We start from the raw sequence: 25,819 nt of genomic DNA on the forward strand, positions 1-25,819 counted from the left end.
ACCGGAAGGGTGGTGGGTGTGCGGACGGGGGCCGGGTATCCGGCCCGGGGGCCGGATACGCCGGAATGCCGGTGCGGCCCCATGGGCGAGGGCCGCACCGGCGTCAGGTCAGGAGAGGGACGAGACCTGCTCGCGGACCTTGGTGATGACGTCGTCCGGAATCGGGGCGTAGCCGATCTCGGCGAGCTGGTTCTGCCCGTCCTCGCTCGCGGCGTAGGTCAGGAAGGACTTCATCGCCTCAAGGGTCGAGGGGTCGTTGCCCTTGTCGCAGGCGATCTCGTAGGTGACCAGGATGATCGGGTAGGCACCCGCCTCCTTGGTCGCGTAGTCGAGCTCCATGGCCAGGTCGCCGTCGGTGCCGACGATCTTGCCCGCGGCGATGCCGTTGGAGGAGTTCTCGACCGTGGCCTCGACGGGCTCACCGGCACCGGTGTCCAGCTTGACGGTGTCGATGTCGTTGCCCGTGGCGTAGGAGAGCTCGAAGTAGCCGATCGCGCCGTCGGTCTGCTTCACGTTGGTGGCCACACCCGCGGAGCCGTTCGCCGACTGCCCGCCCTGGGCGGCCCACGCCTTGGCGGGCTCGTACGTCCAGGAGTCCGGGGCGGCCTGCTGCAGGTAGGTGGTGAAGTTGTCGGTGGTACCCGACTCGTCCGAGCGGTGGAAGGCCTGGATCTTGGTGGACGGCAGGTCCGTGTCGGGGTTCAGCTTCTTGATCGCCTCGTCGTCCCACTTGGTGATCTTCGAGTCGAAGATCTTGGCGATCGTGTCGGCGTCCAGGACGAGGTCCTCGACACCGGAGAGGTTGTAACCGACGGCGACCGGGCCGCCGACCATCGGCAGGTTGATGGCCTTGCCGTCCGTGCAGACCTCCTTGGAGGCCTCCACCTCGTCGGCGTCGAGGGCGGAGTCCGAACCGGCGAAGGCGGTCTTGCCCTGCAGGAACTCCTGGATGCCCGCGCCGGAGCCGGTCGGGTTGTAGTTCACCTTGGTGCTCTCGCAGGCCTGCTGGTAGGCCTGCACCCAGGCGTCCACCGCGTTCTTCTGCGCGCTGGAACCCGAGGCCAGGAGGTTGCCCTCACCCTTGCACTCGATGTTGCCGGCTTCGGCCTTCTTCGAGGGGCTGTCGCCCCCCTGGGAGCTGTTGTCGTCCGATCCGCAGGCAGTCAGGACCAGAGCACTGGTGACTGCCATAGCGCCGACGGTCAGGGCGCGAAGCCGGTTCGTGCGCTGAAGCTTCACTTCGGTTCAGTTCCTTCCTGAGCCCGCCGGTGGGGCGGCAAGCGTGGAGTGGGCGTATCTCTGTGATCAGCTATGGGGGCCCGCTCGGCATGTCGCCATGCGGCGCCCTCCGTACGGCTGAAATTAGGCAGGACAGGTGAAGCGCCCGACCGTCGAGAGTGAACGGAAGGTGAACCTCGACAGTCGGAGCGGTGTCCGTGTTCGTCCCGTATTCCGGCCGTTGCCGCGGCGTGACCCTGTTACTTTCCGGTAGCCCGTGGCACGATCCCACGGAACCGGGCGCGCTCCCGGGACGTCTGTCCGAGGGCTCCGCGGGCGCGTCAGGGCGGAGTCCCGGGCCGTGGTGGGGCGAAGGGGAGGGATGACGTGAAGCCGAGCAGGGGTGCGGTCCTCGCCGGTGCGCTGTGCGTGCTCATGGTGACGGGAGGACTGACGGCCACGACGGCACACGCCGCCCTGCCCCCGCCCACGGTGGCCCCCGCCCCGCAGCCCTCCCCGCCCGCACCGCCTGCCCCGGGCGAGGGCGGCGGTCCCGGCGACGGCGGTCCGGGCGACGGCGGCGAGAACGCGGCGGATCCGGCGGACGGGGACGGGGATGCCGACGGGGACGGGGACGAGGCCGTCGAGGCGTCCGAGGGCGGCGAGCTGGAGGAGGTCCGCCGGCGGATCGAGGCCCTGCACAACCAGGCCGGCTCGGCCACCGACGCCTACAACGCCGCCGTGGAGCGGGCCCGCCGACAGCAGCGTGCCGTCGACGCCCTGGGCCGGCGCGTCAAGCACAACGAGGCGACCCTGAGGGACCTGCGCAACCGGGCCGGAGCCATGGCCAGGGCCCAGTACCGGGGTGGAGGCTTCCCCGTCGCCACGCGGCTGACGCTCGCCGACGACCCGCGGGAGTACATCCACTCCCTCGGCATCCTGCGCAAGGGCCAGCGCGCGACGTCCGGCGTCATCAGCCGGCTCGACCGCCTCGGCCGTGAGCTGGCGGACGACCGCGAGGCCGCCGCCGACCGGCACAGCGAGCTGGAGGGCACCCGCAAGAAGCGCGGCGCGGCGAAGAAGCGGATCGAGGCCAAGCTGAAGCAGGCGCGCACGCTCGAATCCTCCCTCGCGGCCGAGGAGCGGGCGCGGCTGCGGGAGCTGGAGGAGCGGACCGCCCGTGCCCGGCAGCTCCGTTGGCTGAGAACAGGCGTTCTGGAGGAGATCAACGGGGAGGCGAGCGAGCGGGGCAGGAAGGCCGTCACCTTCGCCCTGGCACAGCTCGGCAAGGACTACGAGTGGGGCGCCGAGGGCCCGGAGACGTTCGACTGCTCCGGGCTCACACTGCGCGCCTGGGAGGCCGCCGGGGTGCCGATCCCGCGCACCTCGCAGGAGCAGTGGCGGCGGCTGGAACGCGTCGACATCACCGACATGCGTCCCGGCGACCTGATCATCTACAAGGAGGACGCCAGTCACGTGGGCCTGTACCTGGGAGACGGCGAGATGGTGCACGCCCCGCGCACGGGCCGGCAGATCCGCGTCGAGGGCGCCGGCTCCCTGCCCATCCTCGGTGTCGTCCGGCCGGACGCGTGAGGGCCCGCGCGCCCCGGCCGCCCCACCCCCGGACCTGGCGGAGATCCAGTGATTCCGGGCATACCGCCAGGACCGGCGGGCGCGGCCGTTCCGCCCCGGCCCGCCCGGCGGCTAGTGTCACCTGCGGCATCCGGTCCGGATGCCGTCGTCAGTCCCGGGGGGAGGGAAGAGGTCCGTCGTGAAGCCCGTATCCGTGGGCGAGGGAGCCGGCGCAGCCGGTACCCCGCTTCCGGCCGACGCGCCGTCGGCCGCCACCCTGCCCGCCCAGGCCGGGCCGCCCCGTCAGGCCGAGACCCTCCTCGTCGTCGACGCCGACCCGGCCGGCTCCCCGCCGCTCCCCGAGCTGTCCGACGCCCGCGGTGGCCGCGTACGCGTCCGGACCGCCCGCAACCTCACCGAGGCCGAGCGCCTCTTCAGCGAGGAAGTCCACTGCATCCTGCTCGACCTCGCGCAGTCCGACCTCGACCTCCTGCGGCAGGTGCTGCGCTTGGCCCCGGGTCATGCCGTCCTCGTCCTGACCAGGGAGGACGACGCCGAGCGAGCCGCCGAGGCGGTACGCATCGGCGCCCAGGACTACCTCTACCGCGACGAGCTCGACACCCGTACCCTCGGCCGCGCCATCCGCTACGCCGTCGAACGAAAACAGGCGGACCGGGCCCAGCGACAGCTCACCGAGTCCCGGCTGCGGGCCCAGGAGAACGCACGCCTCGAACGCGGCCTGCTCCCCACCCCGCTGCTCCGCGGCAGCTCTCTGCGGTTCGCCGCCCGATACCGGCCGGGTCGCTCCCGCGCCCTCCTCGGCGGCGACTTCTACGACACCGTCCGCACCTCCGACGGCACCGTGCACGCCATGATCGGCGACGTCTGCGGGCACGGCCCCGACGAGGCCGCACTCGGCGTCGAGCTGCGCATCGCCTGGCGCGCGCTCATCCTGGCCGGGCTCGTCGGCGACCGGCTGCTGGCCACGCTCCAGCAGGTCCTGGAGCACGAACGGCGCAGCGAGGAGATCTTCGCGACGCTGTGCATGATCGACATTGCCCCCGACGGCCGCCGCGCCGGCGTCTGCCTGGCCGGCCACCCCGCCCCGCTCCTCGCCCGGCCGGGCGCCGCGCCGCGGCTCCTGCCCGAGGACTCCGCAGGGCCCGCCCTCGGCCTCCTGCCCCGGGCACGCTGGGCCCGTACAGCGGTCGAGCTGGGCGGTTCCTGGGGACTCATGATGTACACCGACGGCCTGATCGAGGGCCGGGCCTCCGCACAGACGCGTCAGCGGCTCGGGCAGGAGGGCATGATGCGCATCGTGGCCGAGGCCATGGCGGCCGGAGCCACGGGAGAGACGCTGCTGGACGAGGTCCTCACCCACGTCCGCGACCTCAACGGCGAGGAGCTCGCCGACGACGTCGCCGTGCTCCTCCTCAACCGGGACTGACCGGGACCGGCCGGGGACACCGGCCGGGCGGGGGCGCTCACCGCCCGCGCGCGGCGGGCGTCTACCGCCCGCCGTTGTAGGGGCCGTACGGCCCGTCGCTGCTGCTGCCCCGGTACCGGCCGCCCCCGCCCCGCCCGCCGGTCACCTGGATCAGCGCCGGCCGGACGTCGACCAGGTACACGATGTTGGCGATGACGGCGACGATCAGCAGCAGGAAGCCGAGGAACGGCACCCCGAAGAGCTGCACCGCCGCGCCGATGCCCAGCAGGATCAGCCAGAACGGCTTGGTGTTCTTGTCCGCCGCCCGGTAGGCGTCCTCACGGCGCAGGGCCGCGTCCACGAAGCAGAAGATGGAGAGGATGAGCAGCCCGAGGAACACGAAGCTCATGACGCTGCCGAAGCCGTTCAGAATCACGCTCGTCATCCTCCTGGAAGAAACCGGTCCTGCATCCACGCTACCCGCACGGCGGCCGAGGGCGTAGGCAGACACCTGCCCGCCCCGGCCGTCCCGTACGCGGCGCGGATCAGGAGTCCGAGGACTCCTCGGGCGCCGCGGCCTTCCGCGTCGTCGCCGTCGTCCTCTTCGGCACGGTCTTGGCCGTCGTCCTGCCCGTGGCCTTCGGCGCCGCCTTCTTCGTCTCCGGCTTCTGCTCCGGCTTGGCGGCCCCGTCCGCCGTGCCGGGCCCGTCGGCCTTCGGCTCCTCCGGGCGGGCCCGCCCGGAGACCCTAGCCTTCCCGGCAGGCTCCGGGCTCGGGGGCTGGGCCACGAACGGCTCCCGCTCGACCTTCGTCTCCCAGCCGCCGTCGTCCTGCCCGCGGCCCCACCACGCGTCGACGGCGACCTTGCCCTGCTCGGCCAGCGTGTCGTAGTTCTCCTTGGCCTTCACCGCGGCCTCGGCGGCGTATCCGACCCCCTGCAGCGCGAGCTGCTGCGCCTGCTCACGCCACTTCCGCAGGTCGGAGTCGAGCGAGGCCAGCGCCTCCTGCACCCGGCCCTGCAACGCCTTCGTGTCGGCCTCCCGCAGCTTCGCGATCCGCTCCGGGGCCTCGGTGCGGACCTTCTCGATCAGCCCGGCCGCGAAGTACAGCGGCGTCGGGTAGGTGAGCGTCTTGCGGACGTCGGTGTTGCTCGGCATGTGCGTCCCTCCCGGGCGTCTGTCTGCCGTGTCATGGGCGTGAGCCAGCGGCGCCGTCGCCGTTCTGCGCGCGGAAGGACGTGTAGATCTGGAGCAGCGCCTGCTTCTGCTGCTCGGTGATCGACGGGTCGGCGAGGACGGCCGCCGCGACGTCGACCTCGCGACCGTCCCGTTCCTCCAGCATCCCGGCCCGTACGTAGAGCGTCTCCGCCGAGATCCGCAGCGCCTTCGCGAGCTGCTGCAGGATCTCGGCGCTCGGCTTGCGCAGGCCGCGCTCGATCTGGCTCAGGTACGGGTTCGACACCCCGGCCGCCTCGGCCAGTTGCCGGAGCGAGAGCTGCGCGGTGCGGCGTTGCTCCCGCAGGAACTCCCCGATGCCGCCGGGATTGAGTGAACCCATGCCCCCACGGTGCCCCACCGCGCTAACTATTGCAAGCACATCGCTTGCAATGGTTCACGTCACGCTGCCCCGCAGCGGCTGCGCAGGAGCGCCACGCCCTCGCCTTCGAGCTCGTCGCAGTAGGCCGCGCGTCCGGTCATGGCCATCACCAGGGCCACGGTGGAACCGGACACGAGCGGCCCCGAACCGGTCGTGAAGGGGCCGTCGTCCGCGACGAGCCTCAGCCCCTCGACGCGTTTCCCGGCGACGACCACGAGGTCCGTGCCCTGGTAGTACTCGGCCACCCGCGTGACGACCCCGGCCGGGTAGTCGCGACGGATGCCCAGCGGACGCCGGATGTCCTCGCCGTGCACCAGCGTCTCCCCCAGCATGGCCACGACGGGCAGGGGAGGCTTGGTGGTGCTCGGGACGACGCGCCGGAACCGGTCGAGGGTCTCCGCCGGGCCCGTACCCAGCTGTTCGGCCAGCCGCATGGCCACCTGCTTGTCGAAGTCGAACCGGCAACGGATCACCCCCACCATCCAGCGTGCGGCGTTGAGGCTCGCGGCCGCGGTGAGGTGGGCGAGGACCTCACGCACCGTCAGGCCCGCGCAGAGCGAGGGCTGGTCCCACCGCTCGTCGGCCAGGTCCGCGAGATCGTCCGCCAGCGCGGCTCGCTCGGCGTGGACCAGGGACCAGACTTCGGACCCGCGGCCGCGGTCCGCTCTCGCTGTCGTATCAGTCATGGGGAGGTCTCCTGTCACGGGTCGTGCTCCGACGTCGCTCCCGAGCCGGTTCGGGCGTCTGACACGGGCGGTCGCAAGGAAGACCGGCGCCGCGGGGAAAACTCATCGCCCGACAGCGGCTCCTTTTACCGGGCGACGGCGAGTCCGGCACGCACGCGCGCGGGGCTGCCGGTGGCACGCAGCTCGGCGAGCACGGTGCCGATCGTACGACGCGCGCTCCCGAGAGGTGGGCGCCCGGCGCGTCACCGAGGGCTGAGCGGCCGTCCACCGTTGTGGGGCGGGCCCCGGGGCTTGCGTACAGGATCTTCACCGGTGTGGGTGTGAGCTGTACGCTGCCCCGGGGCGCGTGTGACCGCGGGGGACGGAACGTCCAAGCCCACCCGAACGGTTGTCCTGGCGCTCTCCGGGTGGCGCTGCCAGCACAGAAAGATCGCGGATGGACTACTGCTCCTTGTGCCGTCGGCATGTCAACGGCGCGTTGGCGTGTCCGGGATGCGGCGCGGCTGCACGGCGGACCGCTCCGGTGGCTCCGCCCGGCGAGGGCGCCGTCGCGCCCGCCGGGCAGGAGGGCCGCCCCACGGACGACGAGGCCGTCACCGAGCCCGCCGAGGGGCGCGGCGCCCCCGTACCGGTCGGCGGCCGGGCGGCACGTCGCCGGCAGCTGGCGCGGCAGCGGAAGTACCAGCGGCGGGCCCTGGTGGCCACGGCCATCGCCCTGGTGGGCGGCGGTGTGTCCGCCGTCACCCTGCAGAGCCGGCCGTCGACGGGGCTGGCGCAGGCGGGTTCGTCGGCGCAGGAGGGCTCCGGGCCGGCGGCCGCGGGCGCGCAGTGGGCCTACGAGGGCGGGCTGGCCGCGGGGGCCCCCACGACGGGCGACGGCGAGTCCGGCACACCCTCGGAAGGGGACCCGGCGTCGGGAACGGACGCCACGCCGGAGGCGAGCCCGGGGGCGGACGGCCGCTCCCCGGCGCCCGGAGCCGACGGTGAGTCGCCGGGGGCGACGTCGCCGGAGGAGGCTCCCGAGGCGGAGCCCGCCGCCGACGAGGACGCGTCCGCGGGGCCGCCGGGCCTCGCCAAGGGCGCGAAGGGCGACGGGGACCCGAAGGGCGGCGGTCACCCGCTGCGGGACTGAGCGCGGTGGACGGCCGGAACGCCACGGCCCGGCCGAAGGCGTGACGTGGCGAACCCCGCGGCCGTACCGTGCGGAGCGTGGACATCCTCATCGCGGGCGGCAGCGGCTTCCTGGGCCGTGAGCTGGCCCGGCGCGCCCGGGCCGCCGGGCACGGCGTGACGGCGACCTTCGCGACCCGCCCCGCGGACGTCCCCGGAGTTTGCTGGCTGCCGATGGACCTGCGCCGCGCCGAGGAGGTCACCGCGGTGCTCGCGGAGGCCGGGCCGGACGCCGTCGTCAACGCCGCCTACCGGCAGGCCGACTGGGCGGTCACGGCCGACGGCGCGATCCGGCTGGCGCTGGCCGCCGTCCGGTGCGGCGCACGGCTGGTGCACGTGTCCAGCGACGTCGTCTTCTCCGGCGCCGACGTCCACTACGACGAGTCCGCGACGCCGGACCCGATCACCCCGTACGGAGCGGCCAAGGCCGCGGCCGAGACGGCGATCCGGCTGCTCGCCCCGGACGCGGCCATCGCGCGCACGTCGCTGATCCTCGGCGAGGGCGGCTCCCCGCAGGAGGCCTTCGTCCACGACCTGGCCACCGGCCGCCGGGACGGTGCGCTGTTCACCGACGACATCCGGTGCCCCGTCCACGTCGCCGACCTCGCCGGGGCCCTGCTGGAGCTCGCCGCCTCCGGGCGGGCGGGCGTGTGGCATCTCGCCGGCCCGGACGCGGTCAGCCGCCACGAGCTCGGCGTCCTGGTGGCCGAGCGCGACGGCCTGGACGTCACCGCGCTGAAGACGGCGCGCCGCGCCGATACCGGCCCACCGGGCCCGCTGGACGTCCGCCTGGACGGCAGCCGTAGCCGACGCGACCTGCGCACCCCCCTACGGGGCGCCCGCGACTTCCTGCGCGCCGCACCCCGCGAACCCGCGCCCTCGTGACCCCTCCGCTCCGTGCCCCTGACGCCGACGACGACGATCGGCACGCCGCACAAGGGGCGCACCGTCGTGAACCTCACGGCCGACAACATCCAGCAGCCCGTCGCGGTGCCGTTGCCCCGGTTCAGCCCTCCGGGTCCAGGAGGCCGCGCTGGTAGGCCTTCACGAGGTGCTGGGGGACGAGGTAGGTCGAGCCGTCGACGGTGACGGGCGCCAGGCGCGGCGCGGAGGCCTTCCACTGGGCCCGGCGGTGACGGGTGTTGCTGCGCGACATCTTCCGCTTGGGAACGGCCATCGGTCTGACTACTCCTCGGTCTTCGGGCGCCGGCCGACGGTGGGACGGGCCGACGGTCCGGAGTCTATAGGAAAACGGTTTTCATTATAGATCCGCGGTCGCGCGGTCCGTGCCCCGGGCCCCGCACGACCAACCCGTGACGCCACCCCCGCCCTCGTGACCGCGACCGCCCCGCCGTCGTTGGCACGGTGATCCGGACTGCGTCAGGGGGACGGCCATGGCAGTGGGCAGACGACGGGTACTGGCCGCGTCGGCCGCCGCGCTCGCGGCGACGGGGTGGCGGCCGGCCGGAGCCGTGGCGCCGGGCAGCGCACACGCCGTCGGGTCCGCGCCCCCGGGGCTGCCGGACGGCGTCGAGGTGTACCAGCGGGCGTACCGGAACTGGTCGGGCGAGATCCGCGCCGACGCGCTGTGGACGTGCGCCCCGCGCGGCCCCGAAGAGGTGCGCGCCCTCGCCGACTGGGCGGTCGAACACGGCTGGCGGCTGCGGATGCAGGGCTTCCGGCACACGTGGGCGCCGCTCACCGTCGCGGACGGCGCGCCCGCCCCCGGGCGCGTGCTCCTGCTCGACACCAGGCGGCACCTGACCGGGCTGCGCCTGGTAGGCCCGGACGCCGTCCGGGTGGGCGCCGGGAACTCCATGGAGGAGCTGCTGGACTTCCTGGGGCGCCGCGGCCTCGGCGTCACCGCCTGCCCGGCGCCGGGCGCCCTGACCGTGGGCGGAGCCCTGGCCGTCGGCGGCCACGGCACGGCGGTCCCCGCGGCCGGGGAGGTCCGCGCGCCCGGCCACGGCTACGGCTCGCTGAGCAACCAGGTCGTGTCCCTCACCGCCGTCGTGTGGGACCGCCGGGCGCGCGGGGGCCGGGGTGGTCACGTCCTGCGGGAGTTCCACCGCTCCGAGGCCGGAACCGCCGCGCTGCTCGCGCATCTCGGGCGGGCGGCGGTGGTCGACGTCGTGCTGCGGGTGGGAGCCGACGAGACGCTGCGCTGCGTCAGCCGCCTCGACATCCCGGCCACCCGGCTCTTCGCCCCGGACGCCGGCTCCGGCCGCACGTTCGCCGGCCTCCTGGACGCCGACGGCCGGGTGGAGGCGATCTGGTTCGCGTTCACCTCCCACCCCTGGGTGAAGGTGTGGAGCCGCAGCCCCCGCCGCCCGCTCGGCTCGCGGCGCGTGGACGAGCCGTACAACTACCCGTTCTCCGACCGCGTTCCCGATCCCGTGGCCCGGCTGGCGGCCGAGCTGGTCGCGGGCCGCCCCGAGCTGGCCCCGCTCTTCGGGCGGCTCCAGTTCCTCATCGCGAAGGTGGCGTTGACCGGCGACGTCAGCGACGTCCTGCTCTCCGGCGGCCTGTTGCGGGAGCTGCTCACCGGCGAGCTGCTGGAGCACCTGCTCGCCGGCGGGCTGCGCTCCGACCTGTGGGGCCCGTCCCGGTTCCTGCTGCACTACGTGCGGCCGAGCACGCTGCGGGTGACGACCAACGGGTACGCCGTCCTCGTCCGTCGGGCCGACGTGCAGTGGGCGTTGAGCCGCTTCCACCAGCACTACGAGCGGCTCCTCACGCACTATCGCGAGCGGGGGGCCTACCCGGTCAACGGCGCCGTCGAGGTGCGGGCGAGCGGGCTCGACGTCCCCGCGTGGTGCGAGGTGCCCGGCGCCCGGGCGCCGTCCCTGTCGCCCCTGACCCCGGACCGGCGGCACCCGGAGTGGGACACCGCCCTGTGGCTGAACGTCCTCAGCCTCCCGGGAACGCCGACGCTGCCCGCCTTCTACCGGGATCTCGAACGCGCGCTGCTGGGAACGTTCGACGGCACGCGCGCGGGGCTGCGTGTCGAGTGGTCCAAGAGCTGGGCCCATACGGAGGACGCGGCCTGGGCCGATCCGGACGTGCTGGGCCGCGTCGTCCCCGCGAGCCTTCCGGCGTGGTCGGGGGCCGTCGACGCCCTGGACCACCACGACCCGCACGGCGTCTTCGGCACCCCGCTCCTGGACGAACTGCTGCGCTGAGCCGCGTCTCGTGTCCGTGCGCGGCTACGCCCGGACCGCCTCGTTCCGAGGGAAGCCCGGCGAGAGCAGCGAACCTGGGCGGCCGAGCGCGTCACGGCGGCCTGAACCCGGCGAACGGGGTAGCGGCGGGCGGACGGCCGGGGTGGCGCGGTGGCCGCGCCGCCCCCGGTCGTTAACGTGCCGTGCGGACAACGGTCAACACCACCGCACAACGTGGGGAGCATGGTGAGCCGACGAAACGGGCCGGGCGAGGCGAGCGGGCCGGGCGCACCCACCCGGCGGGCTCTGCTGGGCACGGCCGGGGCACTGGGCGCGGGAGTGGCCTTGACGGGCAGCACGTACGGACGCACCCCGCCACACGGCGGCGGGGAGCCGCACGGCGGAACCGGCGGGGAGCCGGGCCCCGGCATGGGCGGGGCCGGGCTCGCGGCGGCGCGGGCCGCCCTGGAGCGGCTGCTGCCGGAGCACGCGGAGCAGTTCGCGCTCAGCCCGCTCGACGGCCCGGAGCGGTTCACCCTGGGTGGGCGCGCCGGGGCGGTGGAGGTCGGCGGCACGAGCCCGGCGGTACTGCTCACGGGCGTGCACTGGTATCTGAAGTACACCTGCGCGGCGCATCTGAGCTGGGCCGGTTCGCAGGTGGACCTGCCGGAGCGGCTGCCCGCGCCGCGCACGGCGGAGGAGCGCCGGGCCACCGTGCCGCACCGCTTCGCGCTCAACGACACGCACGACGGCTACACCGGGCCCTACGCCGACTGGGCGCGCTGGGATCGGCTCATCGACCTGCTGGCGCTGCACGGCGTCAACGAGGTGCTGGTCACCCCGGGCGCGGAGGCCGTCTACCACCGGCTGCTGCTCGACTTCGGGTACGACGACGCCGAGGCGCGGGCCTGGCTGCCGGCCCCGTCCCACCAGCCGTGGTGGCTGCTGCAGAACATGGCGTCGTTCGGCGGCCCGGTGAGCCCGGGGCTGCTGGCCCGGCGCACGGAGCTGGGACGCCGCATCACCGGGCGGCTGCGGGAGCTGGGCATGTCCCCCGTGCTGCCCGGCTACTTCGGGACCGTGCCGTGTGGGTTCGCCGAGCGGAACCCCGGCGCCCGCACGGTGCCGCAGGGCACCTGGGCGGGGCTGCCCCGGCCGGACTGGCTCGACCCGCGCACCGAAGTCTTCCGCGAGGTGGCCGCCGCGTTCTACGCCCACCAGCGGGAGCTGTTCGGCGTGCCCGAGGGCGAGGGCGGGCTCGTCAAGATGGACCTGCTGCACGAGGGCGGGGACCCGGGCGACGTCCCGGTGCCGGAGGCGGCCCGCGCGGTGGAGCGGGCCCTCGGGGCGGCCCGGCCCGGCGCGACGTGGGTGATCCTCGGCTGGCGGGAGAACCCGCGCCGGGAGCTGCTGGACGGGCTGGCCCACCCGGAGCGCATGCTCGTCGTGGACGGGCTGTCCGACCTGGACGCGGTCACGGACCGCGAGGCGGACTGGGGCGGGGTGCCGTACGCGTTCGGCACGATCCCCAACTTCGGCGGCCGGACGACGCTGGGCGCCAAGGCGCACCGGTGGACGGAGCGCTTCACCCGTTGGCGGGACCGGCCGGGCAGCGCGCTGCGCGGCACCGCGTTCATGCCGGAGGCGGCCGAGCGGGACCCGGCCGCTTTCGAGCTGTTCAGCGAGCTGGCCTGGCGGCGGGAGGCGGTGGACCGGGCGGCCTGGTTCACCGGGTACGCCGCGTTCCGCTACGGCGCGGTGGACCGGGCGGCGGCAAAGGCGTTCGGCGTCCTGCGGGAGACGGCGTACCGGATCGGCTCGGCCGACGGCCGCCCGCACGACAGCGTCTTCGCGGCCCGGCCCAGCCTGTCCGCCCGCTCCGGCACCCACTACGCCACGCACACCCCGGCGTTCGACCCGCCCGCCTTCGACGCCGCGTTCGCCGCGCTGCTGGACGTCGCGGAGCCGCTGCGCGGGAGCGACGCCTACCGGCACGACGTGACCGACCTGGCCCGGCAGGCCGTGGCCAACCGGTCGTGGCTGCTCATCGGCCAGCTGGAGCGGGCGTACGAGGAGGCCGACCGCGCGGCGTTCGGACGGCTCGCCCGGCTGTGGCTGGAACTGATGCGGCTGGCCGACGACATCGCCGGGTCCCATTCCCGCTTCCTCCTGGGCCCCTGGCTCGCGGACGCCCGGCGCGCGGGCGGGGACGAGGCCGAGCGGGCGCGGCTCGAACGCACCGCGCGGGTGCTGCTCACCACGTGGGCGGAGCGCGGGACGGCGGACGGCGGACGGCTCGCCGACTACGCCAACCGCGACTGGCACGGCCTCATCGCCGACCACCAGCTGCCCCGCTGGCGGGCCTACCTGGACGAGCTGGAGGACGCGCTCGCCGCCGGCCGGCCGCCGCGGGAGATCGACTGGTACGCCCGCGAGGAGGCGTGGACGCGGCGCCGGGACACCTACCCGCAGCGGGCCGTCCACGACGCCCACCGGACCGCCGGGCGCGCCCTCCGGGTGCTGTCCCGGGCCCCGTACCAGGGCAGCCTCGCCGTACAGGCCGAGCCCGGGACGCTGGGGCCCGGCGAAAGCGCCGTGCTCACAGCCGAGTTCCGCAACGAGAACGGGCTGCGCGCCACCGGCGCCGTCGACCTCGCCCTGGAGGGCCCGGCGGAGGCCGGGCCGGGAGAGGGCACGGCCTGGCCGCGGGTGCCGCCGGGTGGACGGGTCCGGGCCCGGTGGCGCGTCACCGCGCCCGAGGGCGGCCCGCGGCACCCACTGGAGCCGGTGCCGTACGAGGTGAGCGCCGCCTACGGGCCGCGGGGCGAGCCCCGGGTGCGCTCGACGGCGGGCGGCACGCTCTTCGTGGCCGGTCCGCTGGACGGAGCGTGGCGCACCCACAGCACGAACGGCGCCGTCTTCGGGCAGCTGGACGAGCGGTACGCCGTGGACGGCGCCGGGGCGGACCTGTGGGGCCGCACCGAGGAGTTCGGCGCCCTGTACCGCCCGGCCGCGTTGGCGGACGGCGGGTCAGCGGCCGTGACGGTCACCGCGCAGCCGGACACCGGGCCGTGGGCCCGAGCGGGCGTCCTCGTCCGGAACCGGCTGGGCGAGGCGGGCGGCCGGGGAGCGGTGAACCTCGCCGTCACCCCGGGCAACGGCGTCGTCCTGTCCTGGGACGCCGACGGGGACGGCCGGTTCGGCCGCTACCGGCGCCTCACGGGGGCGCGGGCCCCGGTGCGGCTGCGCCTCTCGCGCGCCGGGACGCGGTTCACCGGTGCCTTCTCCGCGGACGACGGCGCGACGTGGCGGACCGTCGCCTCGGTGGACGTGCCCGGGGCCGCGCCGCGCCAGGACGCGGGCCTGTTCATGACGGCCGCGTCCCGACGCCGGGCGACCGTGGAGTTCGCCGACTGGGCGCTGGGCTGAGCCCGGCGGCTCCGGCGGCGGGCGTGGAGGAGGGGTCAGGCGTCCGGGGTCAGGCGTCCGCCGAGGGGCGGGCGCCGTCCGTCTCGGCGAGCTTCCTGATGCCCTCCAGGGTGGCCTCGATGCCCTGGCGGAGGCCTTTCAGCCGGTGGGCGATGATCTCCTCCTCCCGGTCCGGCATCTCCTCGATGTAGGACGTCATCCTCGAGGGCGCGGGGCCGATCCGCACGGAGTGGCCGAGCACCGTGCCGCCGCCCTCGGCCGCCGTGAGGTCGAAGCGCCAGGTGGCCAGCGGCACCGCGGTCTCGGCCGTCTTCGGCGGCCCGAAGGTCCCGGCCAGGTCGACGACGTCCCAGGAGAAGGCGCGCTCCTCCGCGACCTCGCCGACGCGGCTCGTCGTCCGCCAGGCGCCCATCCGCTCGTTCTCGTTGTACCCGGCGAACACCGCACCGGGGGTGGGGCCCTGCGCCCCGTCCAGCCACTCGACGCGCCGGAGTTCGGGGCTGAAGCGGGCCGGGGTCGCGATGTCGGACACCAGGGCCCACACCGTGGAGGGGGAGGCGTCGATCCGGACCTCGCCGCCCGTCGTCGGGCCGTCCGCGTAGCGCATCTGAGCTCCTTCACCGGAAGTTCGAGTTTCCTCGAACTTACCTCAGTGGTAGGGGAGTTGAGAGGTGAGGTGGCTCACGTCCCGTGCGCTCCGGGCGCCGGAAAAGCAGTTGACTTCAACTTCACTTGAGCTTCTAGTTTCGCGGTATGACATCCCACGAGACGCGGGGGGAACGCGTCGCCGGGCGACGCGAGTGGATCGGTCTCGCCGTTCTGTCCCTGCCGACGCTCCTCATCTCCCTCGACCTGACCGTCCTCCACCTCGCGGTGCCGAAACTCAGCGCCGACCTCGGACCCAGCAGTTCCCAACTGTTGTGGATCGTCGACATCTACGGGTTCCTCATCGCGGGCTTCCTCCTCGTCATGGGCACCCTGGGCGACCGCATCGGGCGCCGAAGGCTGCTCCTGACCGGCGCCGCGGCCTTCGGCCTCGCCTCCGTCCTGGCCGCTCTGTCGAGCAGCCCGGGCATGCTCATCGCGACGCGCGCCGTGCTCGGCCTGGCCGGCGCGACGCTGATGCCCTCCACGATGTCCCTGATCCGCAACATGTTCCACGAGCCGCGGCAGCGCACCGTGGCCATCAGCGTGTGGATGTCCAGCTTCATGGTGGGCGCCGGAGCCGGACCGCTGGTCGGCGGCGCGCTCCTGGAGCACTTCTGGTGGGGCTCGGTGTTCCTGCTCGGTGTTCCTGCTCGGCGTGCCGGTGATGGCCCTGCTGCTGGTGGCCGGGCCCTTCCTGCTGCCGGAGTTCCGCGACCCCGCGGCCGGTCGGATCGACGTCCTCAGCGCCCTGCTCTCGCTGGGCACCGTGCTCTCCGTCGTCTTCGGCATCAAGCAGACCGCCGAGCACGGCCCCGGACTCGTGCCGGTGCTGGCCGTCCTGACCGGCCTCCTGCTCGGCGCCGTGTTCGTGCGGCGCCAGCGCACCCTGGCCGAGCCCTTCCTGGACCTGCGGCTGTTCCGCAGCCGTGGCTTCACGGTCTCGCTGAGCACGGTCGCCCTGTCCGTCTTCGCGATGGGCGGCGTGATGTTCTTCGTCGGCCAGTACCTCCAGATGGTGCTGGGCATGTCCCCGTTCACCGCCGGGCTGTACTCGCTGCCGGGCGTCGCCGCCGGGATGATCGGCATCCTCGCGGCCCCGGCGCTCGTCCAGCGCGTACCGGCCGCCTACCTGATGGGCGGGGGGCTGGCGGTCGCCGCGCTCGGCGTCGCCCTGCTCGCGGGCATCACGCCGGAGTCCGGCAAGGGGCTCGCCGTGACGGCACTCGTCGTCCTGCACCTCGGCTTCGGCCCGATGATGGCGCTCGGGACGGACATGATCATCGCCGGTGCGCCGCCCGAGCGGGCGGGCGCGGCCTCGGCGATCTCCGAGACCGGGACCGAGATGGGCATGGCGCTCGGCATCGCCGTCCTGGGCAGTCTCGGCACGGCCGTCTACCGGGACCGGGTCGGGGAACTGCTGCCCGAGGGCCTGCCCTCGGCTGCGGCGGACACCGCGGGCGACACGATCGGCGGCGCGGCCGGTGCCGCGGCCGAGCTGCCCGCGTACCTCGGCGCGGCGGTGATGGACGCCGCCGGTCAGGCGTTCGTCACCGGGCTGCGGACGACGGCCGTCGTCAGCGCCGTCGTCGTCGCCGCGCTCGCGGTGGTGACGACGGTCATGCTGCGCGGGGTGCGCCCCGGCGAGGGCGCCGGGTCCGAAGCGGCCGACCCCCACGCCCCGACGACGAACGGGCCCGTGACGGCGGCGGGCGCGGCGCCGCACGCCGACCCCGCCCCGGAGCCGGTCTAGCTCAGGCGGCCCCGAACAGCCTGAGCAGGTCCTCCTTGCCGAACATCCGGGCCGTGTCGATCGCGCTGGGCGTCCCCGCGGCCGGGTCGGCGCCGCCGTCCAGGAGGGCGCGGACGACGTCGTCCTCGCCCTTGAACACGGCGCCGGCCAGGGGCGTCTGCCCCCGGTCGTTCGGCTTGTCGCCGTCCCCGCCCCGCTCCAGCAGGGCGCGGACGGCGGCCACGTGCCCGTGGTAGGCGGCCAGCATGACCAGCGAGTCGCCCTTGTCGTTGGTGAGGTTCGGCGGGACGCCCGCGTCCACGTAGGCGGCGAGGGTGTCCGTCTCGCCGCGCCGGGCCAGGTCGAAGACCTTCGCGGCGAGCTGCAGGACCTCGGGGTCGTGCGCGGCCTCTTCCGTCATGGCGAACCTCCTGGGCGCGGGGCGCGTGCTGCGTTCCCCGTCACCCTACGCACGGCCGCCCTCGCGGTCAGAACACGGCGCGGACCGCGCCGACGGGCACGCCACCGCCGTGCAGCGGGTGCTCCGCGATGCGCGCCACCACCGGGTCGTCCACGCCGAGCCGCTCCAGGGCCCGGCCCAGCACCGGGCCGAGGGCCCGTACACCGCCGTCGTCCAGCTTGAAGGCCAGCGCGCGGCCGTCCGGCAGCGCCACCGCCTGGACGGCCTCGGCGCCCAGCTTCGACAGCGCCCCGGGCACCTCGCGCATCAGCCAGGTGTCGTGGCGGCGGGTTCCCGCGACGTGCTCGGGGTGGGCCCGCATCGCGTCGGCCACCCGGCGTCCGGCGGTGCCCGGTTCGGCCAGGACGAGGGAGCGGAAGCCCCGGGCGAGCCCGGTGAGGGAGATGGCCAGCAGCGGCGCGCCGCAGCCGTCGACGCCGGTGGCGGCCACCGGTTCCCCGGCCGCCTCGGCGACGACCTCGGCGGCGAGCCGCTGGAGCGGGTGGCCGGGGTCGAGGTAGGAGTCGGTGGGCCAGCCGGCGGCCCGGCAGGCGGCCAGCATGGCGGCGTGCTTGCCGGAACAGTTCATGGTGAGCCGGGCGCGGCCGAGTCCGGCGGCGAGGTAGGTCTCGGCCTCGGCCGGGTCCAGAGGGAGGTCGGCGGGGCAGCGCAGATCGTCCTCGGTGAAGCCGTGCTCGGTGAGGACCTTCTCGGCCAGCTCGCGGTGGAACGGTTCCCCGGAGTGGCTGGCGGCGGCCAGGGCGAGCCGTTCCCCGTCCAGCTCGGCGCCCGCGCGCAGGCAGGCCACGGCCTGGAAGGGCTTGTTCGAGGAGCGCGGGAACATGGGGGCGGTGACGTCGCCGAGCGCCCACTCGACGGCACCGTCCGGCGCCAGGACGACGAGGGAGCCCCGGTGCCGTCCCTCGACGAACCCGGAGCGCACGATCTCCGCGAGGACGGGCGGCGCGGCCGCCGTCGGCCCGCCGGACGAGGCGCCGGGTGCGGCGCCGGACGAGGCGCCCGGTATGGCTCCGGTGACGGGTGACGGTGCGCTGGACGGCGGCGTGGACGGCATCAACGACCCCTCGATGCTGCTGGGACGACCGCGCCGCCCCCAGGTGTTTCCTCAGGCGAGCAGGTCGTCGACGTGTGCTCTGCCTTCACGGTACCTGCGGGCGATTTCCGCGCTGCAGCCGTCGGCGGTGCGCTGCACCCCCTGCCGGCGCTGGGAGACCTCCGCCTCGTAGCGCACGAGCCGCCCCATCGCGTCCCGCAGCTCGGCCTCCGTGCGGGCCGACAGGTCGGACAGAGCGATCTCCCCGAGCATCGACTCCGCCAGCGCCCGGTACTCCTCGCCGCGCGGCGTGCTGACCGTCACGTGCCGGGACGAGCGCTGCCGGGAGGGGCCGTCGGCGAGGATCTGCGCGAGCCGCTCCACGAGCGGCTCCGCGGTGTCGGAGCGTCCGGCCAGCTCCGCTCGGAGGATGTCGATGCGGCCCTGGAGGAGCCGCCGCACGAAGCTGAGGTCGGCCTCCTCGCGCAGGGCGGTGCGGCGCAGGGTGCGCAGCCGCGGCAGGTCGAGCCGCGCGATCTCCGCCGCCTCAGCCGTCTCCGGCGCCTGCGGCGCCTGCGGCAGCGGGGTAGGCGGTAGCCGCTCGACATCGGTGGTCGCGTCACCCCGCCCGTGACCCGGCCCGTCGTCCGGCCCGTCGTCCGGCCCGTCGCCCGGCCCGTGCCCGTCGACGCCGACGCGCGCGGCGCCGAGCGGGCCGCGCTGCTGCGGCGGGCGCGGCGGCGCTCCGCCGGCCCCGGTCGTGGGAGCGCCCGCGGGGGTGCGGCCGGCTGCGGCTGTGCTCATCGTCGTCCCCTTGTCCCCGGCCCACTCGTGGCGTTGTGCACCGGTTCGTGCCCACATGGTGCCACTTGGTGCGTACCGCGCGCAGCGCCTTGCCACCCATCCGGCGCATGATGGCCGTATGCGAGCAGTAGTTCAGAGGGTGAACGGCGCCCGGGTGGCGGTGGACGGGGAGACGGTCGGGGAGATCGTGGGCGAGGGGCTGTGCGTGCTCGTCGGCGTCACCCATGACGACACATCGCGGCAGGCGGCGCAGCTCGCCCGCAAGCTGTGGGGGCTGCGCGTCCTCTCCGGGGAGAAGTCCTGCTCGGACCTGGGCGCGCCGCTGCTGGTGATCAGCCAGTTCACCCTGTACGGGGACGCGCGCAAGGGCCGCCGTCCGACGTGGCAGGCGGCGGCGCCCGGCCCGGTGGCCGAGCCGCTGGTGGACGAGGTGTGCGCGGCCCTGCGTGAGCTGGGCGCGACGGTGGCGGAGGGCAGCTTCGGGGCCGACATGAAGGTCGAGCTCCTCAACGACGGCCCGTTCACCGTGCTCCTGGAGGTGTGAGCGCCCGCACGCCCGCCGGGGCCCCGGCGGCACCCATACACTGGGGCCGTGGTGAGCAGTGACTGGCAGACGGACCTGCGCGCACGGGGCTACCGGCTGACCCCGCAGCGCCAGCTCGTGCTGGAGGCCGTCGACAAGCTGGAGCACGCCACTCCCGACGACATCCTCACCGAGGTCCGCAAGACCGCCCACGGCGTCAACATCTCCACCGTCTACCGGACCCTGGAGCTGCTGGAGGAGCTGGGCCTGGTCAGCCACGCCCACCTGGGCCACGGCGCGCCCACGTACCACCTGGCCGACCGCCACCACCACATGCACCTCGTCTGCCGGGACTGCACGGCGGTGATCGAGGTGGACGTCGCGATGGCCGCCGGGTTCACCGGCGAGCTGCGCGAGCGCTTCGGCTTCGACACCGACATGAAGCACTTCGCGATCTTCGGCCGCTGCGCGGAGTGCGGTCGGTCACAGGAGAACGAGGCGCCGTAGGCTTGGCGTATGTCCTACGTGAGCCCTCTGCTGTCCCTGCCCGGCGCCGTGGCCGGTGAAGAGCCGGACGAAGGTGTCGCAGCCCACTACGGCGACCTGTTCCGGGAGCAGCGCCAGTTGGCGGACGGCGTCGGATTCGTGGACCTCTCGCACCGCGGGGTGGTGACGGTCTCCGGCACCGACCGGCTGAGCTGGCTGCACCTGCTGCTGACCCAGCACGTCAGCGAGCTGCCCCCGCACCAGGCCACCGAGGCCCTGATCCTCTCCGCGCACGGGCACATCGAGCACGCGCTCTACCTCGTCGACGACGGCGAGACGGTCTGGGCGCACACCGAGCCGGGCGCCCAGGGCGCGCTGATCGCGTACCTGGAGTCGATGAAGTTCTTCTACCGGGTGGAGGTCGCCGACCGCACCGGCGAGTTCGCCGTCGTGCACCTGCCCGCGGGCTCGATCGCGCAGACGCCCGAGGGCGTCGTCGTCCGCGAGACCCCGCACGGGCGGGACCTCTTCCTGCCGCGCGAGCAGCTCACCGCCTTCGCCGAGGAGCACGGGCCCGCCATCGGCGTGCTCGCCCACGAGGCGCTGCGCATCGAGGCGCACCGGCCCCGGCACGGTATGGAGACCGACCACCGCACCATCCCGCACGAGCTGGGCTGGCTCGGTTCGGCCGTCCACCTGCAGAAGGGCTGCTACCGGGGTCAGGAGACGGTGGCGCGCGTGCACAACCTGGGCCGCCCGCCCCGCCGCCTGGTCTTCCTGCACCTGGACGGCAGCGAGGTCCACATCCCCGGGCACGGGGAGCCGGTGCGGCTCGCCGCCGACGGCGCCGAGAGCCGCCAGGTCGGCTTCGTCACCAGCTCCGCCCGCCACCACGAACTGGGCCCGATCGCCCTGGCCCTGGTCAAGCGCAACGTCCCCGTCGACGCCGAGCTGCTCGCGGGCGCCGGGACGGCCGCCGCCCAGGAGGTCGTCGTCGAGCCCTGAGCCGGCTCCGCGCCCCGCCGTGGGCGCGGAGTCCGCGCCCGGAGGGCCCTCGGCCCCCGGGCGCGGTGCTGCGCGCGTCAGCCGTGTTCGCGGATGTACTCACCGAGCGTCTCGACGGCCGCCACGTTGCGCGGGCTCTCCACCAGGTCCACGTAGTCCAGCACCACGATCCGGTCGTTCCTGATCGCCGAGACGTTCTTCAGCGGGGCGAAGGACTTCAGGAACTTCTCCTTCTGCTCCGCCGTCACGTCCCCGTAGTCGTTGATGACGATGATCTCCGGGTCGTGCTCGACGACGGTCTCCCAGCCCACCGTCACCCAGGAGTCCTCCAGGTCCTTCATGACGTGGTCGCCGCCGGCCTTGGTGATGATGTCGTGCGGGCCCGCGAAGCGGCCGGACGTCAACGGCTTGTCCTGCCCGGCGTCGTACAGGAAGACCCGCGGCCGGTCCTCGCCCTCGGGCGCCTTCTCCTGCACGGCCTCGATCCGTCGCCGGAAGTCGCTGATCATCTTCTCCGCCCGGTCCTCGACGTCGAAGACCCTGCCCAGGTTCCGCAGGTCCGTGTAGAGCGCGTCGAGCGGCGACATGACGCCGCGCGCCTTGCCCTCGCCGTTGCGGCAGGACTCGGTGAGGAGGTAGGAGCCGATGTCCAGCTTCTCCAGCGTGGCCGGGGTGAAGCCCTCGGCCTCGTTGAACCCGTAGTTCCAGCCGGCGAACACCAGGTCCGCCTTGGCCTCGACGGCGATCTCCTTGGTGATGTACCCCTTGCTCAGCCACTCGGTCTTCTCGTAGCCGTCGGCCCAGGGCACGTCCGCCGTCTCGCCGTGCCGGTCCGGCATGACGTACCCGGCCATGTGCTCCGTCAGTCCCAGGGAGAACATGATCTCGGTGATGCCGACGTCGTTGGTGACCACCCGCTCCGGGGCCGACGCGAACGTCTGCTCCTCCCCGCAGTTGGTGATGGTGACCGGGTAATGGCCGTCGGCCTCGGCCGCCTTGCCGTCCCTCCGCTCGACCTCCGCCCCACAGCCGGTGACGAGGGAGAGGGCGCACAGGGCCGAGACGGCGGGCAGCACGGAACGCAGGGGATGACGCACGGGAACTCCTAGGAACGGAAGCGGTTGAGGGAGAGTCGGGGACGGTCGCCAGAACCGTGGGGTGTGGGAGCGCGGCGGCTCAGGGCAGCCGGTCGAACAGCAGCCGCACCGAGCCGGACCCGGGATGCGTCACGCGGTGCGCCCGCACCCCGAAGACGTCGGCGAGCAGTTCCTCGCCCAGCACCTCGCCGGGCGGGCCGGACGCCACGATCGCGCCCCGGGCGATGACGTACAGCTCGTCGCAGTACGCGGCGGCCAGGTTCAGGTCGTGCAGCGCCGTCAGCACCGTCATGCCGTCGGCGGTGTCCCCGGCCGCCCGGTCGCGCACCAGGGACAGCACCTCCAACTGCTGCGCGATGTCCAGGTGGTTCGTCGGCTCGTCCAGCACCAGCACCCGCGGCTCCTGGGCCAGCGCCCGGGCGATCAGCACCCGCTGCTTCTCGCCCCCGGAGAGCGTCTGGAAGGTCCGGTCGACCAGATGCTCCGCGCCCACCCGCTTCAGCGCGAGGGCACACTGCTCCCGGTCCGAGGCCGAGGTCCGAGCCGCCGCGCTCTGGTGCGGCAGCCGGCCCATCGCCACCACCTCGGCCACGGTGAACGCGAACTCGGTCACCACCTCCTGGGGCAGCGCCGCCAGCCGGCGCGCGCCCTCGCGGGGCGTCATGGCGTGCAGGTCGTCGCCGTCCAGCCGCACCGTCCCGGCCGTCGGCCGCAGCGCCCGGTAGACGCACCGCAGCAGCGTCGACTTCCCGCTGCCGTTGGGCCCGACGAGCCCCACCAGCCGCCCGCTTCCGGCCCGCACGGTCACGTCCCGCACCAGCGTGGCCCCGGCGATCTCCACGCTCAGGTCTTCGACGTCGACACGCATCAGGCGGCTCCGAACGTGTAGCCACGGCGCCGCATCAGCAGCAGGAACGACGGCACCCCGATCACCGCGGTCAGCACCCCGACCGGCAGCTCCACCGGAGCCATCACCGTCCGGGACGCCACGTCCACCCACACCAGCAGCAGCGCACCCGCCGGCGGAGCCACCGCCAGCAGCCGCCGGTGATCGGCGCCCACCAGCATCCGCGCCGCGTGCGGCACCATCAGCCCGACGAAGCCGATCGTCCCGCTGACGGCGACCAGCGCGCCCGTCACCAGCGCCGTCAGCAGGAACAGCTCACGGCGGAACCGCTCGGCGTCCAGGCCCAGCGCCGCGGCCGTCTCGTCCCCCATCGCCAGCGCGTTCAGCCGCCGCGCCGACAGCGCCAGATACGCCAGCCCCGCGAACACCGCTCCGGCCGCGATCGGCACCGACTGCCACGTCGCCCCGCCCAGGCTGCCCATCAGCCACATCATCGCCGAGCGGGCCGCCTCACCGCGCTCCGCGGCGAACACCATCAGCGTGGTGATCGAGGAGAATCCGTAGTACATCGCCGTGCCCGTGAGGATCAGCCGCAGCGGCGTCAGCCCCTGCGCGCTCCGCGCCACCATGTACACCAGCGCCATCGCGCCCAGCGCCGACACGAACGCCGCACCGGACAGCGCCCACACGCCCAGCATCCCGAACGCACCGAAGATGATCACCGCGTTGGCGCCCACCGCCGCACCCGAGGAGACTCCCAGGACGAACGGGTCCGCGAGCGCGTTGCGCACCATGGCCTGCAACGCGACGCCCACCGCCGCGAGTCCCGCACCGACCACCGCGGCCAGCAGGGAGCGGGGAAGCCGCAGCTCCCACACGATCGTGTAGGCCGAGACGTCGTCCGCGGCGACCACGCCGCCCGTCAGCCCCGCTCGCAGGAACCCCATCGCCTCCCCGAACGGCACCCCCGAGGCGCCCATGCCCACCGCGGCGGGGACCGACACGAGCAGCGCGAGCGACAGCCCGCACACCAGGGGCAGAAGGGGAAGCCGACGGGAAGCGCGGGGCCGGCCCGCCTCCCCCGCCGGAGGTGCGGCCGGGGCCGCGTCGGTAGGGCGTACGACTTCTGTGGCCACGGGCGCATCACCTTCGCCTCGGGCCGTGAGCGTTGGAAACAAGCGGCCCGAGGAGCCGCCGTGCCGGGCCGGACCCCGCACGCGGCGCCACCGCGCGGCTTCCCTCTCGCAGTCCACGACGAGTTGAACAGGAACATCGCGCCACCACGGGTGATCGGGCTCACGGGGCCGCGGGCGGCTCCGTCTACCGTTGCGGGTCAGCGCCGGACTTCGACCGGCTTCCCCCGCGGAGGCGTTCCGCAGAGTACCGCCTCCAGCACATGCCGTGGAGAGGCGGTAGCGATAATCACCGACGTGGAAGAGGCACGAAACGAACCCCCGACGCCCCGCGACCGCGGCCGTGGGCCCGGCCGTGGTCCCGGCAGCGACCGTGACGCCGGTGAGCGGTCCGGCTCCGGTGAGCGGTCCGGCCCCGCGCCCGAGCCCATCCGCTTCTACGGCACCAGCTGGGTGGACCACTCCGGCGGCTACGCCGCACGCCGCGCCGGGCTCGCCCTCGGCGCCTTCGCCGCGGCCGCCCTCGGCGTCCTCGTCCTGCGCCTGGCCCACGAGGGGCTCGCCCTCGCCGAGACCGGCGGCCTGATCAACATCCTCCTCATCGTCGCGTTCGCGATGTGCAGCTCCCTCGCCTTCTCCCGCACCTGGGCCGGCTACACCCGTCGTCCCGAGCGCCCCGAGGACCGCGACCCGGGCACCACCGGCTCCGCCGCGCCCGGCAGCCAGGGCATCAAGCTCATCGGCTTCCTCGGCGTGCTCCTCGCCTACGGCGTCCGCAGCCTCGTCGAAGCCCCCGGTGAGCGCCTCCACCGCACGGAGTACGAGCAGGCCGTCTCCCGGTACCAACGCCGACGCGGCGCCCGCACCGGCAATCCCGCGGCACGTCGTGACCGCAGGGGGCGCAAGCGCTGACCCGGGCCCGCCCTCCGGCGTTGCGCGCTTGACGCACCCGCCCCGCCCGGCGCACGTTCACCGCATGACCGAGCCCGCCGCCCCGCCCGGCGCCGTACACGCCCGCGGCCTCCGGGTCCGTCGGGGAGCACGCACCGTCCTCGACGGCCTCGACTTCGACGTGGAGCCCGCCAGCGTCACCGGGCTCCTCGGCCCCTCCGGCTCCGGCAAGTCCACCCTCATGCGAGCCATCGTCGGCACCCAGGCCCGGATCACCGGCACCCTCGACGTCCTCGGCCGACCCGCGGGCCACCGCGCCCTGCGGCACCGCGTCGGCTACGTCACCCAGGCCCCGGCCGTCTACACCGACCTCACCCCGCGCCAGAACCTCGACTACTTCTCCGCCGTCCTCGGCATCCCCCGCACCGAGCGCGCCCGCGTCGTCGACCACGCACTCACCGACGTCGACCTCACCGACCACGCCGACGACGTCACCGCCACCCTCTCCAGCGGCCAGCTCTCCCGCGTCTCCCTGGCCGTCGCCTTCCTCGGCCGGCCGGAGCTCCTCGTCCTGGACGAACCCACCGTCGGCCTCGACCCTGTCCTCCGCCGCGACCTGTGGGACCTCTTCCACCGCCTCGCCGCCCGCACCGGCACCACCCTCCTCGTCTCCTCGCACGTCATGGACGAGGCCGACCGCTGCGACCGGCTGCTCCTCCTCCGCGAAGGCCGCCTCCTCGCCGAGGGTGCCCCCGACGCCCTCCGTTCCCGCACCGGCACCGCGACCGTCGAGGACGCCTTCCTCCACCTCGTCGAATCCGGGAGCACCCCATGACGCAGAGCACCGCACCCGCCTCCACCCCGCCGCTCTCGCCGTCCCGCGT

At 74.4% G+C, this 25,819-nt stretch carries 25 protein-coding genes and 1 pseudogene (1 of these 26 running past the window's edge); 13 read left to right on the forward strand and 13 right to left on the reverse strand.

Features of this window, described 5'->3' with window-relative positions:
• Window positions 1-108: 108 nt before the first annotated feature.
• Entirely contained in the window at window positions 109-1,239 is a 1,131-nt protein-coding gene (gene pstS / locus O7609_RS13765; protein WP_269736649.1) for a phosphate ABC transporter substrate-binding protein PstS, read from the reverse strand.
• 366 nt (window positions 1,240-1,605) lie between these two features.
• Between pstS and O7609_RS13770 the strand changes: the two genes are divergently transcribed.
• Both O7609_RS13770 and O7609_RS13775 read left to right on the forward strand, forming a co-directional pair.
• On the forward strand, window positions 1,606-2,811 hold the full coding sequence (locus tag O7609_RS13770) for a C40 family peptidase (RefSeq protein ID WP_269743635.1): 1,206 nt from the start codon (window positions 1,606-1,608) through the stop codon (window positions 2,809-2,811).
• A 139-nt stretch (window positions 2,812-2,950) separates the two neighbouring features.
• Complete coding sequence (locus O7609_RS13775; protein ID WP_269736647.1) at window positions 2,951-4,237, forward strand: PP2C family protein-serine/threonine phosphatase; 1,287 nt, start codon at window positions 2,951-2,953, stop codon at window positions 4,235-4,237.
• A 61-nt stretch (window positions 4,238-4,298) separates the two neighbouring features.
• Here the strand turns inward: O7609_RS13775 and O7609_RS13780 are convergent, their stop codons facing one another.
• The 4 genes from O7609_RS13780 to O7609_RS13795 all read right to left on the reverse strand — a co-directional run bounded on the left by O7609_RS13780 (window position 4,299) and on the right by O7609_RS13795 (window position 6,498).
• The gene (locus O7609_RS13780) at window positions 4,299-4,652 is read right to left on the reverse strand and encodes a DUF2516 family protein (protein WP_219092575.1); all 354 of its coding nucleotides are present in this window, start codon (window positions 4,650-4,652) and stop codon (window positions 4,299-4,301) included.
• A 109-nt stretch (window positions 4,653-4,761) separates the two neighbouring features.
• Entirely contained in the window at window positions 4,762-5,373 is a 612-nt protein-coding gene (locus O7609_RS13785; protein WP_269743636.1) for a hypothetical protein, read from the reverse strand.
• A 31-nt stretch (window positions 5,374-5,404) separates the two neighbouring features.
• Window positions 5,405-5,773 (reverse strand): helix-turn-helix domain-containing protein, encoded by a 369-nt coding sequence (locus tag O7609_RS13790; RefSeq protein ID WP_269736645.1) that lies wholly within the window; start codon window positions 5,771-5,773, stop codon window positions 5,405-5,407.
• 59 nt (window positions 5,774-5,832) lie between these two features.
• Window positions 5,833-6,498, reverse strand: coding sequence for a maleylpyruvate isomerase family mycothiol-dependent enzyme (locus O7609_RS13795; RefSeq protein ID WP_269736644.1), 666 nt, complete (start codon window positions 6,496-6,498; stop codon window positions 5,833-5,835).
• 436 nt (window positions 6,499-6,934) lie between these two features.
• On the opposite strand from O7609_RS13795, the gene O7609_RS13800 reads away from it, so the two are divergent.
• Window positions 6,935-7,630: an SCO2400 family protein gene (locus tag O7609_RS13800; protein ID WP_443072117.1), complete on the forward strand. Its 696-nt coding sequence runs from the start codon at window positions 6,935-6,937 to the stop codon at window positions 7,628-7,630.
• Between the two features lie 77 nt (window positions 7,631-7,707).
• Window positions 7,708-8,553, forward strand: coding sequence for an SDR family oxidoreductase (locus O7609_RS13805; protein WP_269736642.1), 846 nt, complete (start codon window positions 7,708-7,710; stop codon window positions 8,551-8,553).
• A gap of 121 nt (window positions 8,554-8,674) precedes the next feature.
• Here the strand turns inward: O7609_RS13805 and rpmF are convergent, their stop codons facing one another.
• Window positions 8,675-8,845: a 50S ribosomal protein L32 gene (gene rpmF, locus O7609_RS13810; protein ID WP_269736641.1), complete on the reverse strand. Its 171-nt coding sequence runs from the start codon at window positions 8,843-8,845 to the stop codon at window positions 8,675-8,677.
• A gap of 217 nt (window positions 8,846-9,062) precedes the next feature.
• Here rpmF and O7609_RS13815 point away from each other — a divergent pair, with 217 nt between their 5' ends.
• A complete protein-coding gene (locus O7609_RS13815) occupies window positions 9,063-10,850 on the forward strand; it encodes a cholesterol oxidase substrate-binding domain-containing protein (RefSeq protein WP_269743638.1) in 1,788 nt (595 codons plus the stop codon).
• Window positions 10,851-11,072: 222 nt separating this feature from the next.
• On the forward strand, window positions 11,073-14,258 hold the full coding sequence (locus O7609_RS13820; RefSeq protein ID WP_269743639.1) for an alpha-N-acetylglucosaminidase: 3,186 nt from the start codon (window positions 11,073-11,075) through the stop codon (window positions 14,256-14,258).
• A 49-nt stretch (window positions 14,259-14,307) separates the two neighbouring features.
• Here O7609_RS13820 and O7609_RS13825 read toward each other — a convergent pair whose 3' ends face one another.
• Window positions 14,308-14,865: an SRPBCC family protein gene (locus tag O7609_RS13825; protein WP_269736638.1), complete on the reverse strand. Its 558-nt coding sequence runs from the start codon at window positions 14,863-14,865 to the stop codon at window positions 14,308-14,310.
• A 146-nt stretch (window positions 14,866-15,011) separates the two neighbouring features.
• Here O7609_RS13825 and O7609_RS13835 point away from each other — a divergent pair.
• A pseudogene (locus O7609_RS13835) lies at window positions 15,012-16,656 on the forward strand (MFS transporter).
• A 1-nt stretch (window position 16,657) separates the two neighbouring features.
• On the opposite strand, the gene O7609_RS13840 reads toward O7609_RS13835, so the two are convergent.
• The 3 genes from O7609_RS13840 to O7609_RS13850 form a co-directional block, all read right to left on the reverse strand.
• Window positions 16,658-17,056: an ankyrin repeat domain-containing protein gene (locus tag O7609_RS13840; protein ID WP_269736636.1), complete on the reverse strand. Its 399-nt coding sequence runs from the start codon at window positions 17,054-17,056 to the stop codon at window positions 16,658-16,660.
• Between the two features lie 67 nt (window positions 17,057-17,123).
• Window positions 17,124-18,170, reverse strand: coding sequence for an asparaginase (locus O7609_RS13845; RefSeq protein WP_269743641.1), 1,047 nt, complete (start codon window positions 18,168-18,170; stop codon window positions 17,124-17,126).
• 51 nt (window positions 18,171-18,221) lie between these two features.
• Window positions 18,222-18,953 (reverse strand): RsiG family protein, encoded by a 732-nt coding sequence (locus tag O7609_RS13850; RefSeq protein ID WP_269743642.1) that lies wholly within the window; start codon window positions 18,951-18,953, stop codon window positions 18,222-18,224.
• 118 nt (window positions 18,954-19,071) lie between these two features.
• On the opposite strand from O7609_RS13850, the gene dtd reads away from it, so the two are divergent.
• Genes dtd through ygfZ form a run of 3 tightly spaced genes read left to right on the forward strand, consistent with a single transcriptional unit; the run spans window position 19,072 to window position 20,967 of the window.
• Complete coding sequence (gene dtd, locus O7609_RS13855; RefSeq protein WP_269736633.1) at window positions 19,072-19,497, forward strand: D-aminoacyl-tRNA deacylase; 426 nt, start codon at window positions 19,072-19,074, stop codon at window positions 19,495-19,497.
• A 48-nt stretch (window positions 19,498-19,545) separates the two neighbouring features.
• Window positions 19,546-19,983: a Fur family transcriptional regulator gene (locus tag O7609_RS13860; protein ID WP_269736632.1), complete on the forward strand. Its 438-nt coding sequence runs from the start codon at window positions 19,546-19,548 to the stop codon at window positions 19,981-19,983.
• Window positions 19,984-19,992: 9 nt separating this feature from the next.
• On the forward strand, window positions 19,993-20,967 hold the full coding sequence (gene ygfZ, locus O7609_RS13865; RefSeq protein ID WP_269736631.1) for a CAF17-like 4Fe-4S cluster assembly/insertion protein YgfZ: 975 nt from the start codon (window positions 19,993-19,995) through the stop codon (window positions 20,965-20,967).
• A gap of 77 nt (window positions 20,968-21,044) precedes the next feature.
• On the opposite strand, the gene O7609_RS13870 is transcribed toward ygfZ, so the two are convergent.
• The 3 genes from O7609_RS13870 to O7609_RS13880 form a co-directional block, all read right to left on the reverse strand.
• Window positions 21,045-22,064, reverse strand: coding sequence for an ABC transporter substrate-binding protein (locus O7609_RS13870; RefSeq protein ID WP_269743643.1), 1,020 nt, complete (start codon window positions 22,062-22,064; stop codon window positions 21,045-21,047).
• A 79-nt stretch (window positions 22,065-22,143) separates the two neighbouring features.
• Window positions 22,144-22,932 carry an ABC transporter ATP-binding protein gene (locus O7609_RS13875; RefSeq protein ID WP_269736629.1) on the reverse strand — a complete coding sequence of 263 codons (789 nt, stop codon included), beginning with the start codon at window positions 22,930-22,932 and terminating at the stop codon, window positions 22,144-22,146.
• Entirely contained in the window at window positions 22,932-24,047 is a 1,116-nt protein-coding gene (locus O7609_RS13880) for a FecCD family ABC transporter permease (protein WP_269736628.1), read from the reverse strand. The genes O7609_RS13875 and O7609_RS13880 overlap by 1 nt, the downstream gene beginning before the upstream one ends.
• A 294-nt stretch (window positions 24,048-24,341) precedes the next feature.
• On the opposite strand from O7609_RS13880, the gene O7609_RS13885 reads away from it, so the two are divergent.
• The 3 genes from O7609_RS13885 to O7609_RS13895 form a co-directional block, all read left to right on the forward strand.
• The gene (locus O7609_RS13885; protein ID WP_443072118.1) at window positions 24,342-24,956 is read left to right on the forward strand and encodes a hypothetical protein; all 615 of its coding nucleotides are present in this window, start codon (window positions 24,342-24,344) and stop codon (window positions 24,954-24,956) included.
• A 64-nt stretch (window positions 24,957-25,020) separates the two neighbouring features.
• Window positions 25,021-25,770, forward strand: coding sequence for an ABC transporter ATP-binding protein (locus O7609_RS13890; RefSeq protein WP_269736627.1), 750 nt, complete (start codon window positions 25,021-25,023; stop codon window positions 25,768-25,770).
• On the forward strand, window positions 25,767-25,819 hold the beginning of the coding sequence (locus O7609_RS13895) for an ABC transporter permease (RefSeq protein ID WP_269743644.1). Its footprint extends 721 nt past the window's final position; 53 of the gene's 774 nt are visible here — the first part of the coding sequence; its start codon is at window positions 25,767-25,769; its stop codon lies off the right edge, out of view. Before O7609_RS13890 ends, O7609_RS13895 begins: the two co-directional genes overlap by 4 nt.

Source organism: Streptomyces sp. WMMC1477, assembly GCF_027460245.1.
Classification (GTDB): Bacteria; Actinomycetota; Actinomycetes; order Streptomycetales; family Streptomycetaceae; genus Streptomyces.

What these genes read in the sequence shown, in the direction of transcription:
- O7609_RS13785 (WP_269743636.1), bottom strand. Translation starts at nt 5,373, where the DNA reads ATGCCGAGCAACACCGACGTCCGCAAGACGCTCACCTACCCGACGCCG.
- O7609_RS13820 (WP_269743639.1), top strand. Translation starts at nt 11,073, where the DNA reads ATGGTGAGCCGACGAAACGGGCCGGGCGAGGCGAGCGGGCCGGGCGCA.
- O7609_RS13840 (WP_269736636.1), bottom strand. Translation starts at nt 17,056, where the DNA reads ATGACGGAAGAGGCCGCGCACGACCCCGAGGTCCTGCAGCTCGCCGCG.
- O7609_RS13890 (WP_269736627.1), top strand. Translation starts at nt 25,021, where the DNA reads ATGACCGAGCCCGCCGCCCCGCCCGGCGCCGTACACGCCCGCGGCCTC.
- O7609_RS13790 (WP_269736645.1), bottom strand. Translation starts at nt 5,773, where the DNA reads ATGGGTTCACTCAATCCCGGCGGCATCGGGGAGTTCCTGCGGGAGCAA.
- O7609_RS13815 (WP_269743638.1), top strand. Translation starts at nt 9,063, where the DNA reads ATGGCAGTGGGCAGACGACGGGTACTGGCCGCGTCGGCCGCCGCGCTC.
- O7609_RS13825 (WP_269736638.1), bottom strand. Translation starts at nt 14,865, where the DNA reads ATGCGCTACGCGGACGGCCCGACGACGGGCGGCGAGGTCCGGATCGAC.
- rpmF (WP_269736641.1), bottom strand. Translation starts at nt 8,845, where the DNA reads ATGGCCGTTCCCAAGCGGAAGATGTCGCGCAGCAACACCCGTCACCGC.
- O7609_RS13850 (WP_269743642.1), bottom strand. Translation starts at nt 18,953, where the DNA reads ATGAGCACAGCCGCAGCCGGCCGCACCCCCGCGGGCGCTCCCACGACC.
- O7609_RS13845 (WP_269743641.1), bottom strand. Translation starts at nt 18,170, where the DNA reads ATGCCGTCCACGCCGCCGTCCAGCGCACCGTCACCCGTCACCGGAGCC.
- O7609_RS13775 (WP_269736647.1), top strand. Translation starts at nt 2,951, where the DNA reads ATGCCGTCGTCAGTCCCGGGGGGAGGGAAGAGGTCCGTCGTGAAGCCC.
- ygfZ (WP_269736631.1), top strand. Translation starts at nt 19,993, where the DNA reads ATGTCCTACGTGAGCCCTCTGCTGTCCCTGCCCGGCGCCGTGGCCGGT.
- dtd (WP_269736633.1), top strand. Translation starts at nt 19,072, where the DNA reads ATGCGAGCAGTAGTTCAGAGGGTGAACGGCGCCCGGGTGGCGGTGGAC.
- O7609_RS13800 (WP_443072117.1), top strand. Translation starts at nt 6,935, where the DNA reads ATGGACTACTGCTCCTTGTGCCGTCGGCATGTCAACGGCGCGTTGGCG.
- O7609_RS13795 (WP_269736644.1), bottom strand. Translation starts at nt 6,498, where the DNA reads ATGACTGATACGACAGCGAGAGCGGACCGCGGCCGCGGGTCCGAAGTC.
- O7609_RS13875 (WP_269736629.1), bottom strand. Translation starts at nt 22,932, where the DNA reads ATGCGTGTCGACGTCGAAGACCTGAGCGTGGAGATCGCCGGGGCCACG.